Source organism: Aminobacterium sp. UBA4908 (assembly GCF_002398115.1).
GTDB lineage: Bacteria > Synergistota > Synergistia > Synergistales > Aminobacteriaceae > Aminobacterium > Aminobacterium mobile.
In genome coordinates this window covers 209983-223679 of record NZ_DHCG01000004.1, presented here as the reverse complement: position 1 = coordinate 223679, position 13697 = coordinate 209983, and the positions used below count along the sequence as shown (strand labels likewise).

The 13697-nt window shown below is 44.2% G+C and carries 12 protein-coding genes; 1 reads left to right on the top strand and 11 read right to left on the bottom strand.

The genetic code is table 11. The annotated features are described in order from the left end of the window. Window positions 1–47: 47 nt before the first annotated feature. A complete protein-coding gene (gene mprF, locus B4J50_RS05660; protein WP_024821341.1) occupies window positions 48–2591 on the top strand; it encodes a bifunctional lysylphosphatidylglycerol flippase/synthetase MprF in 2544 nt (847 codons plus the stop codon). Here the strand turns inward: mprF and B4J50_RS05655 are convergent. The 11 genes from B4J50_RS05655 to B4J50_RS05605 all read right to left on the bottom strand — a co-directional run bounded on the left by B4J50_RS05655 (window position 2554) and on the right by B4J50_RS05605 (window position 13628). After that, on the bottom strand, window positions 2554–3372 hold the full coding sequence (locus B4J50_RS05655) for a metal ABC transporter permease (RefSeq protein ID WP_024821340.1): 819 nt from the start codon (window positions 3370–3372) through the stop codon (window positions 2554–2556). The genes mprF and B4J50_RS05655 overlap by 38 nt on opposite strands. Then, the gene (locus B4J50_RS05650) at window positions 3365–4165 is read right to left on the bottom strand and encodes a metal ABC transporter ATP-binding protein (protein WP_024821339.1); all 801 of its coding nucleotides are present in this window, start codon (window positions 4163–4165) and stop codon (window positions 3365–3367) included. Before B4J50_RS05650 ends, B4J50_RS05655 begins: the two co-directional genes overlap by 8 nt. Beyond that, complete coding sequence (locus tag B4J50_RS05645; protein ID WP_024821338.1) at window positions 4162–5031, bottom strand: metal ABC transporter solute-binding protein, Zn/Mn family; 870 nt, start codon at window positions 5029–5031, stop codon at window positions 4162–4164. Before B4J50_RS05645 ends, B4J50_RS05650 begins: the two co-directional genes overlap by 4 nt. A gap of 114 nt (window positions 5032–5145) precedes the next feature. Further along, on the bottom strand, window positions 5146–5349 hold the full coding sequence (locus B4J50_RS05640; RefSeq protein WP_024821337.1) for a hypothetical protein: 204 nt from the start codon (window positions 5347–5349) through the stop codon (window positions 5146–5148). A 16-nt stretch (window positions 5350–5365) separates the two neighbouring features. Beyond that, window positions 5366–5851: a hypothetical protein gene (locus tag B4J50_RS05635; RefSeq protein ID WP_024821336.1), complete on the bottom strand. Its 486-nt coding sequence runs from the start codon at window positions 5849–5851 to the stop codon at window positions 5366–5368. Window position 5852: 1 nt separating this feature from the next. Next, window positions 5853–8702 carry a hypothetical protein gene (locus B4J50_RS05630; protein WP_024821335.1) on the bottom strand — a complete coding sequence of 950 codons (2850 nt, stop codon included), beginning with the start codon at window positions 8700–8702 and terminating at the stop codon, window positions 5853–5855. An 11-nt stretch (window positions 8703–8713) separates the two neighbouring features. Then, on the bottom strand, window positions 8714–9547 hold the full coding sequence (locus B4J50_RS05625; protein ID WP_156923307.1) for a hypothetical protein: 834 nt from the start codon (window positions 9545–9547) through the stop codon (window positions 8714–8716). After that, entirely contained in the window at window positions 9544–10029 is a 486-nt protein-coding gene (locus B4J50_RS05620) for a hypothetical protein (protein WP_024821333.1), read from the bottom strand. The genes B4J50_RS05625 and B4J50_RS05620 overlap by 4 nt, the downstream gene beginning before the upstream one ends. Window positions 10030–10123: 94 nt before the next feature. Beyond that, complete coding sequence (locus B4J50_RS05615; RefSeq protein ID WP_024821332.1) at window positions 10124–10672, bottom strand: hypothetical protein; 549 nt, start codon at window positions 10670–10672, stop codon at window positions 10124–10126. A 306-nt stretch (window positions 10673–10978) separates the two neighbouring features. Then, window positions 10979–11629 carry a response regulator gene (locus B4J50_RS05610; RefSeq protein WP_286846962.1) on the bottom strand — a complete coding sequence of 217 codons (651 nt, stop codon included), beginning with the start codon at window positions 11627–11629 and terminating at the stop codon, window positions 10979–10981. Next, complete coding sequence (locus tag B4J50_RS05605; protein ID WP_286846960.1) at window positions 11610–13628, bottom strand: PAS domain-containing sensor histidine kinase; 2019 nt, start codon at window positions 13626–13628, stop codon at window positions 11610–11612. Before B4J50_RS05605 ends, B4J50_RS05610 begins: the two co-directional genes overlap by 20 nt. Window positions 13629–13697: the final 69 nt, after the last annotated feature.

Sequence of the window (13697 nt, the reverse complement as noted above, 5' to 3'; positions counted from 1 at the left end):
TCTGCTATAAAATTATTGAAGATCCATAGCAGAAAGGGGTTCGAAAAATGGGCCTAAAAAAGAAACATATAACTCTTTTTTTGAGTTTCGCTCTTTTTACATCTGCACTTTGGGTTATCCACAGAGAGTTAGGTCATTTTTCTTATTTCGATATTCGCAGAGCCATTACGGCCATCCCTTCGCAACGAATTCTGCTCTCCTTTTTCTGTTCTATTGTCAGCTATCTTCTTCTTACTGGAAACGATTTGCTTGCTTTGCTTCATATCGGGAGACGGATTCCTTATGGGAAAACAATTTTTGCCTCCTTTTTAAGCTATGCTATTAGTTACAATGTGGGTTTTTCCATGTTCTCAAGCGGATCCATCCGTTACCGCCTTTATTCACCTTTAGGACTCTCTCTTTTCGATGTCGGGCAAATCACCGCTTTTTGCGGCATGAGTTTTTGGATTGGAGCGTTAGCTCTTGGTGGGGGAGCGTTCCTCCTGGAACCACCAACTCTTTTTGTTACATTGGGAATACATTGGAGTGCTCGTACTGTAGGGATACTTTGCCTCTCTCTTCTTTCCGGGATATTTCTTTTAAGTTTTTGGGGGAAGACTATCACATTGGCAGGTCATACTATAAAATTTCCTTCAACACGTCTTCTAAGCAGCCAACTTGTTTTAGCCACTTTCGACTGGCTCTCCGCGTCTTTAGTTCTGTTCCTTCTTCTTCCTTCCTCTCCAGATATGAACTATCTATCTTTTCTCGGACTTTTTGTCATATGTGAGTTATCAGGAGGGATGAGCCAGGTTCCTGGCGGGTTAGGCGTCTTTGATTCCCTTTTTCTTGTACTCCTGTCGCCTCATTATTCATCTCCTACCCTCATGGGGGCTCTCTTGATATACCGACTTATTTACTATATTCTTCCTCTCCTTATCGCAACTTTTAGCCTTATGTTTTTAGAAGCATCAGTACTATTAAAAGGGAAACCCATGGCAACCTCTATTTTTTCTGCCGTCAGTCCTTCAATACCCATTATATTTTCTATCCTGACTTTTATAAGCGGTCTCATTCTTTTGGCATCAGGAGCTACCCCTGGTATAGAAAATCGACTCCTTTTTTTAAAGAAAATTTTCCCTCTTGCACTCCTTGAAACCTCTCATTTCTTGGGAAGCATTACTGGCCTTTTTTTGCTCTTCCTCTCAAGAGGGTTAGCGTTGCGATTACGAGAAGCCCATACTGGTGTTGTATTGCTCCTTATCAGTGGGGTAGCATTCTCTCTCTTTAAAGGTGCCGACTATGAAGAGGCTATTGTTCTTCTCATCGTGGCCATCTCTCTTGCTCCTGCTAGAAAAATTTTTTATAGACGATCCCGTTTTATGGAACAGCCCTTTAGTTTTACGTGGTTCCTTCTCATCACTACAGCAGTGGCGAGTATTGTATGGTTAGGGTTATTTTCTTTCAGACATGTTCCTTATAGTCATGAACTTTGGTGGCAGGTAGCCTTTGAAAAAGACGCCCCGCGGTTCTTAAGAATGTTTCTGGGGGTAACGATCCTAACGTTATGTTTCTCCCTCTGGAGATTAAGTCGACCAGCCCATGTAAAACCCTCAACGCTTACTGCTGAAGATCTCTCTCTAGCCCGTATGCTCGTCTCCCTCTCTCCAGAAGCCTCTTCTGCTCTTGCATTGACAGGGGATAAATATTTCCTTTTTAGCTCCAACAAAAATGCCATGATAATGTACCAAGTACGAGAATCTCATTGGATCGCAATGGGAGACCCTATAGGGGATGTGGATGACGGTAAAGAACTCATATGGCTCTTTACAGAAATGGCCGACAGATATGGTGGTCAGGTAGCCTTTTATGAAGTAGGAGAAACATTTATAGATACGTATATCGAATTAGGTTTTTCTCTTATTAAAATTGGGGAAAAAGCCCTCGTTTCTCTGGAAGACTTTTCCCTTGAGGGGAGCCATTTCAAAAGTCAAAGACATACTATTTCGCAAAAAGAGAAGGAGGGTGTGATTTTCAAAATCTATCCGCCTCAGGATGTACCGTCCATCCTTTCACAATTAAAAGAGGTGTCTGATGGGTGGCTTTCTACAAAAAACACGAAAGAAAAAGGGTTCTCCTTAGGTTTTTTCTCCGAATCCTATATTGCTTCCTGTCCGGTAGCTGTTTTAATTCAAGACAATACTATTATAGCTTTTGCCAACGTATGGGAAGGTGCGAACAAGAAAACGCTTTCTATAGACTTAATGCGGTACAGACCCGATACATCTCCAGGACTTATGGATTACCTGTTTTTAAAACTCATTCTTTTTGGGAAAGACAACGGTTTTAAATGGTTCGACTTGGGCATGGCTCCGCTTTCAGGGCTCAGAGATCATCGTTTAGCCCCTCTTTGGAATCGGCTTGGTCATCTAATCTACCGTCATGGAGAACATTTTTATAACTTTCAAGGGATAAGACAATATAAAGATAAATATCGCCCTATCTGGGTTCCTCAATACCTTGCTTTCTCCCCGAAAGGGCCCCTCACAGGTTTTCTATTAGATCTATCTCTCCTCATTTCCGGAGGCTTCCGCGGGCTATGGGGGAAATAAGAAATGCCAAGACATACCCGACAGCTGCTACGCATATAATCACAGCGCCTGCTGTTACATTGAAACGGAAAGAGAGCCATAACCCTATCGTAGAAAAGAGCAGGCTCAAGACAAAAGCAATGCCCATCATAGAAAAGAGGGAATGAGCCCACTGTTCCGCTATAGAGGGGGGAATCGTCAAAAGAGCTATAACGAGGATAAGCCCAACCACCCGAATTAAGAGAACAACAGCTACGGAAATAAGGATAATTGTAACGAAGTGCAAAAGAACCACAGGCACTCCTCGAGTCTTTGCGAACTCCGGCTCATAGGCGAAGGCGAGAATTTCTCGGTGAAAAGGAATACCTAAGAGAAGAGAAATGGCAACCAGACTACCCATAGACCATAAATCACCTCGTGATACCGTCAAAATGCTTCCAAACAAATAGCTCATAAGATCAGAGCCGTATCCAGGTGTTATATCTATAAAGATAACCCCTGCAGCCATACCGACAGCCCAAAGGACACCGATAATCGAGTCGGATCGAGAGGGCTTATGGAGGGTAACCCATGCCATTATAAGGGCCATGACAAGAGAAAAGCCAATAGCTCCCAAGCGAGGTGATATGCCTAGAAAAAAAGCAAGGCCCACACCGCCGTACGCAGCGTGAGCAACCCCTCCAGCAATAATAACCTGGCGACGAACAACAACAAGAGTTCCCATCATACCGCAAAGTACGCTGGCAAGAAGAGCCGCCCCAAAAGCGTTTTTCATAAATTCAAACTGTAACATATCAATCATGAGAAGAGAGCTCCTTTGAAGCATGGTCGTGGCGAGCGAGCACACGATGAGGAACGCCATGAGCAACGAGCTCTACCGGACACTGTCCTCCATATTCCATAGCCAACATTTCTTCTGTAATCTCACCAGCATTGTGGTAATACACATCGCTACAAACACAAGCCACTGCCGTAGCACCACTGGCTATAACAGATAGGTCATGACTTACCACTAAAATAGTGAGACTCCCAGCCAGAGAAGCCAATTCTTCATAGAGAACACCTCTCGCTTCTGGGTCAATGCTCGCCATTGGTTCATCCATTAAAAGAATCTGGGGTCGAGAAGCGAGAGCTCGTGCAATAAAAACTCTTTGGCGTTGCCCTTGAGATAATTCTCCCATTTTGGCACAACTCTGATCTGCCATACCTAAGCGAGCGAGAGCTTCCATAGCAATTTCATGATCTTCCTGAGAGAAAAGAAATCCCTTTCTGCCTCCCCCGAGACGCCCCATTAACACTACATCAAGAACACTTATAGGAAAATCTCGGCTACGGCCGGTATCTTGAGGGACATACCCAACGCATCCCGTGGAGTGGCCAGGCGTTCTCCCTAAAACCTGTATTTCTCCATACGTAGGCTTTACAAGGCCGAGAATTAACTTAAGCAAGGTTGTTTTTCCTCCGCCATTAGGGCCAATAATAACTAGGAACTCACCTCGTGGCACAAGAAAAGACACGTTATCCAAAACCTTGTCACCATTTTCGTAATGAAAAGAAACGTTCTTAAAAGAAATCACATAATTATTGTCACTCATCGTAAACTTTCCCCTATAACTTGAGCTGTGTGTAGCATTCCTTCCGCCCAATTGATAGGTAGAGGGTCTATAACAACAATAGAAGCCCCAACCTCACGAGCAAGACTTTCCGCTATCTTTTTAGAGAACTGAGGAGAAACAAAAATAGTAGAGAGTCCTTCTTCTTTCATTTTCTGAATAAGAGCGGCGAGATCTGCCGCTTTCGGCTCTTTGCCTTCTATTTCCATAGCAATCTGTTCCAGGTCGTATTCTCGAGCAAAATAAGCCCAGGAAGGATGAACAACAACAAATTTATTCTTTGTTTTTCCCTGAAATTCTCCTCGAATTAATTGATCTAACTGGTCTATTTGGGAACAGAAAATGCTATAGTTGCGATTATACTCTGATGTATGGGCAGGGTCCAAGGCAACAAAACCATCTCGTATCGCTGCTGCCTGAATCTTTACGAGGGATGGAGATAACCAAATATGCGGATCCACAAGCTCATGATCATGACCGCTATGATGGTCACTTCCAACAAGTCGCTCTATGTCCTTTTGTGTTTTTACTATTCGCAGAGAGGAGCTCAATGACTGAAGCCGCGGAAGCAACGCTTCTTCAAAGGGAAGACCTACCGCAAAATAAATAGCACCGTCAGATAAAAGCTTCATTTGAGAAGGGCGCGGCTCGTAGGTATGCGGATCGTTTCCAGGACGGATAAGTACCTGAACAACAGCATGCTCGCCAGCTATTTGCTGAACAAAATAGGCTTGTGGTGGAATGGAAACAGCTACATGGATTTTCTCATCCCCACGAAGAGGCCCAACGAATATAAGACCTAAAAAACACGCAAAAAACATGCTTGCGATTTTCCATCGAAGCATCATAAGCATCACCTCATTACGACCTACGAATATACTGTTTATTTTACAACAGAAATGAGGTGAGGCGAGGCTTCCTTTTATATGCATATGCTGTAAAGGAAGCCTCTAGTCGTTCTTTTATTCTGGATAGGGTCGGTCTTCACTATGGATTCTTTTTTTATCCAAGCAGTGTCCTCGACCTCGGAGCTTCTGTTCTTCACGATAAATATCTTCAAGGACTTTCAGGTAGCGAATTTCCCATTCTCTTTGATCCATGTTCTTCCTTGTGGATTCTCGAGAAAGATAATCTCGCTCCTTTCGCAGAGAATATAGATCCCCCATGTTTATAAGCCCTCCTTTACGTTTCCCGGACCGAGAGACGAATTCGAATCTGTCCCAAATTCCGGGCCGCTTCATTTCCTGCCTTAAGAAGGACAACTCCATTCCCTTGTACCCCATATATCCCCCAAATTCCCGAAAGAAGCTCTACTTCCTGTGCTCCAAGTTCCACAAAACCTGCAGATTGTCCTCGAACAGGGGCATCAAGTTTCAGAAAAAGCTGTACCCCTTCAGGGAGAATCCCTTCTATCTGACCAACAATTTTCCGTGGGGTAGTTCCTGTAGCTGTAACAATATAAGTTAGCGGAGACGTCTCGCCTTCATTACCAATATAGCTGTTAAGCGAGAGAGGATTCTGAAGAATAGAGATGGCATTTTCCTCTGGAACTTCTATAGAAATTTGTATTGTAGCCACAGTTCGATCTACTCCTTCCACAGGGCCACAAGCGAGAAGGAAGGCAGCAATAAACCCCAAAGTAAACATTCTCCAGACCATCATCTTCACCTCACTTTCCTTCCCGGCCCATTACAATCTTGCCTTCTTCAAGAAAACGAATGGTTCTCTTTCTTGGGAGAACCTTGGCTTCAAAGCTTCCCACTTCCCCCGGCTTAAACTCGAAAACCTGCTCTGTTTGTTCTAGATGATAAGATGAAGGAATATTTATATCGTAAATCTTTAAAGTCCACTTCCCTGGGCGTAACCCTTCGAACAAGAATTTTCCCCACTCATCTGTAAGTCTTCGATGAACCTCTTCGCCATTCTTCATTTCTACCAAGACACTTTGAAGCCCCCCTGCCTGTAATGCCCCATCGTTGCCGAGAGTATCCCCTACGAGGTATCCTTTTTCTCCTTCTAGCGTAGCCGTTCCATCTTTCCCAGCTTCAGGATCTACAAGGACTACAGCACCATTGAGCGTTGCTCCATCAGTTATTCCTATATCCATAGAAGTAATCTCTCCATACCCCGCTATCTCCACTATAATCGGGGTCTTCACATCTGGAACTCGGCTACCACCGAGAGAAGCTCGATCTATCTTCAAAAGGTAGGGGCCTGGCGTTAACGACGGGAAAAGAAACACTCCTTTGACATCAGTAACCGCGGTCTGCTCTTCGATGGCCAGAACAACATTAGGAACTCCTCTTTTTTCATCTCCTACGTTTTCATAAATGAGGCCCTGCAGAACACCCACATTTTTCTTCTTAGCCATTTTTATATCGAGAGGAATAACGTACATAATGGAGTATGAAGTCTCCATTTCTCCACTGTTGTCGTTACGTTGAATTCGGAAACGTAGAATGCTTTCATCAGCGAAAGTCTGCTCCGCCATGAATTCGTATTGCTCACTGTTGTCTACAAAATCATTATCATCATAAGAATAGCGAGTATACCAGCACGAAAGCCTTAAACTGGGAGTTGCATCCCATATAATACTTATCCCTCTGTTTGTCGATGCTCTTAAAAGATAACTATCTTCAAGCACCCTATTATCACCAAAGCCTCCATACAGAGAGACATATAAATCTGGAGTTAACTGATAACTTAATGAAACATTGTAATTCCATGCGTGGGTGCTCTCTCCTCTCAGGAGATCATCCTGATCGGCGTAACGAGCCTCTACCGAATAGCTGTACTTCTCCATATTTCTCCCCACTCGCACCCACCAAGATTTTTCATAAAAATCATATTCTGCGGGAAGAAGGTTGTCTTTCATAGAAAAATCATCATATCCCAATGAAATATACCAACCATCTGAAAGTTCATAGTCCATATAGGTTTGGAACAGCTCTTCAATAATCTGTGTTGTATTATTTTCGCTACGCATATTTAGATTGTTTTTATATTCGTACCACGACACATTCCATTGCAAGCGATCGCTTAAAGGAAACCCAAGAGAGGCACTTGTATAGTCGTAATCGTGATAGTACCCCCAATAGTCGGTACCCGCCCTCACTCTTGTAATGGAGTAGGGCATATTTTTACCCATGCGGCCTCTCAAATAAATACGATATGCTTCATCATCATCAAGCGCTCTCTCCCTATCGGTATCGCAGAATCCATACTCCAATTCGAGAAGCGTATGCTCCCATGGTCGATACTCGGCGCTCACGCTCCACAGCTTGTCTTCTGTAGAAGGTTTATTTTTATAAGCATCTCGCCTTTTCTGAAGCATATTCAAACGTATCTCAAGATTCTCTTGCATCTTCTGACTTATGTAGAACCCGAACTCTTTCTTATCAGGGTACCCCCAGCGGCTCTTCATGTAGTGACCTCCACCGCCTAAGCCAAGCCTTTCCGGTTCATATGAAAAACCTATGCCTCTACCATAGGAAGAGGACGAGGTCAGGCGAGAGAGGGGATACCCCTGATCTCCGAGAAAAAGAGAAAATGTATCGGTAAAATAGGTGAGCCAATACTCTTCTACGTCACCATAAAGTCCTTTGTCATCTGTATCAGGGCCCCTGAAAAGGAAATCTACACCCTTGGTACGTTCTTCATCGAGATACCCGTACCCGCTCCATTCGATATTGGCTCCATCTCCTCCCGAATTGCCCATAACGCTGAAAGCAAGTTCTGTTGGCAAGACATGGAAAATATCCAACTCTCCGCCACCCTTTGGGATAACATCAAGATCTACTGTTAGAACTGCTGATTCTGGCCCTTTATCACCAGTTGTAGTAGCCCGCACTTCCACAAAATGGAAACGAGATGTACTTTCGGCAAAAATTTTCCCCTTTAATTTTAAATTTGCACTCTCTCCTGCTTCGAGAGCCACATCTGTGGGAGTAACAGTTGCGGGGAAGCGAGGGTCGCGATCGGGTAAATCTATATGGATCTCCCGAGATGTATTTGCCTTATTTAAAACTTGAAGGTCCACCTCGTAACTCTGCCCTGCAATAATGGCAACAGGCTTTCTAACGAGAATAAGGTCAAGACCTTCTACAGTTAAAACAGAGACTGTAAAAATTTCTTCATCATAGACGCCGTAATCTCGGCGATTTTTTACAGAATAAATAACATCGTAGTCATTCGCTTTTGTAGAAGCTGGGACCTGGAAGGCCACAACACGAGATATGCTGCCACGTGCCGGAATGGAAAAGCGCCCTGGCGGCACTAAAGGTTGCCAGCCCTCAGGAAGTTTAATTTCTTCAATAAACGTCTCTTCTCTAGTCTGAAAACTTGTGATAAGAACACTCACGCTAATAATGCGCCCTGGCTTTGTACTAATTTGCAAAGGGGAACGGGCCCTAACCTCTACGCCATATCCCTTTCCTTGAGCCCATGCGAAACTGGAGAATAGGCAAAGCAGCAAACAAACTATGCCTATTGCCAGTCTTTGCTCTCTGCCTCTCATCATGCCCACCCCCCCTATTTTACGACCAGGGCATACTGAGCACCAAAAGCTTCGTCTTCTCCACCATCCGCTACAAGCAAAACCTTATAATCCCCAGGCTTAATCCCTTTGAGAGGAATTTCAAACCGACATGAGGAACCAGGATAAATCCATCGCCGTCCACCTTCAAATTTTCCCGCCTGATTCCCCTGTTGATCGTATAGTTCTGCCCATACAACAGGGCGAATAACGCGTTCCCCTGTATTTTCAATATCAAGATCAAGAACAGGCATGCCTTCTACCGTTCTTAATCTCTTATCTATAAACTGAATTTCCTGTACTCCAGATGTACCTACATCAGTGATCATTTGAATGGCATATTTAAAAACGGTAGTAACGTTGTAAGCCATATCTTCCTTTGACCCATCCGGAACCTGTAAACGTTCCTGTCCTATAGGCTCTACTATAATGAGGCTCCAATAGGTTCCACGAAGACTTTCTTCCTTGGGAGTACAAATAACATATTCAAAAGTACCGATGCTATCTGGAGGAATAATAAGCTGTCGTGGACTGAGAGCCATCCAAAGAGCATTGGATCGATTATGACTCCCTGGGGACGGATATTCGTTCCGTCCATCAGCATAACAATGGTAATCATTCTGATTAATAGAAACCTGCACAGATTCTTCTTTGCTATAATTTCTTATGGCTATTTGTCCCCGCACTTCCTGGCCGGGGGATACATTGAAACGATAGGTAAGATCTCCCACTATATCTATATTGGCAAAGCACTGCCCTCCACCACTTGGTAATGCTAACAGGGCCATAACACAGACACAAAGGGTTTTCATTATTATTTTTCTCATCATAAATCCACCACCGTAAAAGCAATGTGTGGAGCATAAATCCCTTTCGGTGTTTCTGGTGATATTCCGGAAACCTTAAACTGCACTGTTATATGACTACGATCTCCCGCTCCTGTAAAAAACAACGTCCCCGCAGGATCAACAAGTTGATAGGATGTACCGCCACGTATCCATCCAGCCCCCATACCGTTCCCTGTCCGACGAATCCATATTTGAATTCCCTCAGGCAATGTAGCTCCTTCTATGAGCTTGACCTCCACATTCCACATATCATCTTGCCCCTTAGCATTAACAATACCCAATGAGGCTATAGAAGGATCACTCTCGCGCGAACCTCGCCCACTAGAAGCTGATGCCCCTATAACGAGGGACGACCAGCCACTTAAAGCGATGAGCTCCATCGCTTCCGAGCGCTCACTCAAAGGAGAAAAAATTACGAGAAAGACGAGAAGAACAATTCTCGATGTTACTGTAGTCCCACTCATTTTTCGTCTCCTCCTTGACTAAAAAGGGCAGCGCCCTCATGGAACGCCGCCCTCGTCCCTCGGATACCTCTTATGCAGATATCCTCTCTCCTTCTTATACGTCCTGAATGAGAAGGGTTAGGACTCTAACTCCGGAGCCTTTCTGAGCATCAGCGCCGGCGCAAAGTTTCAATCCGCCCTTGCCCCAAGCTCCGCAAATCTTGGAAATCCCGGTCACGAGATCCACATAATCTGTGGAAAGCTCGGTCCAGTTAGGTGTTCCAACAGCACTGGTTCCATAAGGAGCTCTCAGTTTTGCCCACAGTGTTACGTGCTCGGGCATATTGACGTCGATCTTGCCAACAATCTTTCTCTCATCAGTACCTGTAGCAACGACGGCGTACCAAATGCACTCCTCATCACACCATCCATCGCAGCAGCCGATGTAGGTGGCCATGCAGATCTCGTCCTGCCGAATCTGCAGGCAGTTAATGGGAATAACTCTCCAATTGATTTTCAGCGTATCCCACGGTGAACATCCCGAGGGGTTACAACGTGAAAAACCAGCCTCCTCCATGGTCATGGGGGCTTCCTCGGCAAACACAGCACCAGCCGCAAAAACGACCATGGCTGCTACTGCAAACAGAAGAAACAATCTTTTCATCTTTTCTTCCTCCCTTTTCTGCAGATACCCTATTTCTTTCGTGCCCCTTATTTCTCCCTTAACGCCAGAAAGTTCATGCTTATCAGGTAAACCCGCATACGGCGGGCATAGTCATAACCCCCTCTCTAGCGATATTGCTTGAGCCGGATAGCTCGCATTAAGGGTACTGAATTTTTGGAAAGTATTAAATCAGGATAGGGCTGAGAAGAAGGAGGAGATTCCCTTACAAAATTTTTTGTTTTTCTGGAAAAAGGGGGGAGAAATACTTAGAAAAGGATCAGGAAAACACTTAAAGCTTTTTTAAAGTCAGTCTATAGAGGTAATGCCGCTCTTTATGGCATATTTTGTCAGCTCTGCCACAGATCGAAGGCCTAGTTTACGCATAATGTTGTATTTATGAGTTTCTATTGTCTTTACACTTACGTGAAGACTCTTCGCTATATCTCGATTCCCTTTGCCTTCTGCGATTTGTTGCAAAACCTCTCTTTCTCGAAGACTTAAAACATGACCAGACGATACGCATTCTTTATCCTCGTTTAAAAAATCAAGGTACTCTTCCACAACAACTTTTGAAATGCTCGGACTCAAATATACTTTCCCTGCGACTATGGCCCGAATTGCCTCTGCCAGTTCTCGAAAAGCACATTCTTTTAGCAGAAATCCGGAAGCTCCTGCCCTCAGCATTTCCGTCACAAACTTTCTATCGGCATGCATAGAAAGAGCTAAGACTTTTACTCCCGGCTGCTCTTTTTTGAGGCGGCATGTAGCTTCAATTCCATTCAATTCTGGCATAATAACATCCATAACGAGCACATCCGGACAATGAGCAACAGACATTTCTATAGCTTGCCGTCCTGTTTCCGCCTCGCCTACAACTTCCATATCATTTTGGGTGTTTAAAAGAGTTCGCAAACCATCTCGAAGAATTTGATGGTCATCAGCCAACAGAATCTTCACTTTTTTCAATAAAGTCACCGGCCCTTTCTTCTTCGTTTTCTACTGGAACAAAAAGGGTGACATTCGTTCCTTGCCCTGGTGACGATTCAATTTGCATAAAACCTCCAATGTAGTTTACTCGTTCCTGGATATTCAAGAGCCCGAAGTTACTCGGATCTCTCCCTAACTCTCGAAGAGAAGAGAGATCAAAGCCGACGCCATTATCCCGTACTTCTAAAGCGACAGTCCAACGGTCAAAACGAGAAAGGCATACAGACACCTCAGATGTTCGAGCATGTTTCACTACATTCATTAAAAGTTCCCGCAAAGCTCGGAAAAGGAAGATTTTAATGTCCATAGCTATATCATCCGACATTAACAAATCTTTAAAGACAATACATAACCCGTGCTCATCTCCCATTTTCTCTATAAGCCACTCTACCGCAGAATGGAAACTCAACTCGTAGAGCATAGGGGGACTCAAATCAAAAATAAGAGTCCTCATTTCCACGATGGAACGATCTAAAAGAGCAAGGATTTCCTGAAAAATCTCTTTTGAACTTGAAGAATAGGAGTTATAGCTACTCAGCATTTCTAACTTTATTCTGATAAGGGCCAAATTTTGTCCTACTCCATCATGAAGATCTGTCGCTATACGTCGGCGCTCTCGTTCTTCTGCAACATATAGTTCCGATGTTAAAAACTGCAACTGATGTTGGTTAAGCCGTATCTGCTCTTCTAATTTTTTTCGGGCAGTAATGTCATTCCAGCTAAGAACACAATATTTTAAACACCCGTCCCTTTCGCGAATAGGGACAGCTGTCACCTCGCCCCATATTTCTTCCCCATCTTTACGAATAGAGAGCTTTTCTTTTCTTGTCATCCCTTCATGTATTGCCAGCCGAAGCTCCCCCATGTTTAGCCAATAGTCGCTCCGCCACCATGGATAAGGGGCTGGGCGCTCTAAAACATCTTCTGAAGAGTAACCAAATACACGTTCAAAGGCCTCATTAACGTATTGAATTCTCGTGTCGGGACCAACTACAAAAATAGGGTTGGGGTTTTGAGCTAAAATACGTCTAGAAAAGGCTTCACTATCGCGAAGAGCTTCCTCAGCCTGCTTCCTCTCTGTGCTATCGCGAGCAATAGAAAGAATGGCAGGTTTACCTCGAAGGCAAAAAAGATGGGCACATATCTCTACAGGGATAAAGGTTCTATCTTTTTTTCTCAGTTGTGTCTGGAATACTACCTGCCCTTTCTGGAATAGAGAAGAGATAACATGGCTTATTCCCTCTCGTCTCAACTCGCCCTCAATGGCCAAGGGGGAAAGGGAGAGCAACTCCTCGCGACTATAACCTAGCATTCGACAAGCTCCCTCATTCACTTCCAAAAAAAGACCTGGTGTATTTTTATTTACTATTTCATGAAAGAAAGCAGCATCTCCCATCGTATTAAAAAGCTCCGTCAACGTTGAAAGACGCTCAGCAAGTTTTCTTTCCCGATTTGAACGAGCTGTCACATCTACACCTGAACAAAGAATACCCGATAGCCCTGAAGCGAAAGAAACGGTCGTACAACTCCATAAAATAGTAGCCGTCTCACCGTCCCTTCCCCGCATTTTTGTCTCACAAGAGACAGATGCGCCCTTCATGCCTGCAAAAACATGGAGAGACGAAAGAAGTCTCTGTCGCGTCTCTATATTAGGATACAACAAGGAGAGCCAGCGACGGGATCCCTGAACAGCTTCAAATGTGTACCCCGATACTCGTTCCAAAGTCTTATTCCATAAAATAACCCTGCCTTCCTCATCAAAAAGGCACAATAACATATCGGGATGGTTAAAAAAACTATCGAAGCAGATCGACTTATATAAAAGTGCTCCTTGGGAACAAAAGTCTTTTTCGGGGAGTTTATAAACTCGATCTCCCCTTTTCTCCACATCTGGATTATTTCCCAGCGGAAGAGCGATCTGCCGGGGGTTCGCGTCGGTAAACCCCCCTCCCCACTCTCTCTCTTTCATCTTCGCTCACTCCACAGGAAGCCATACTAAAATTACTTATATTAAATTACCCTTTACGCATTTACCTTT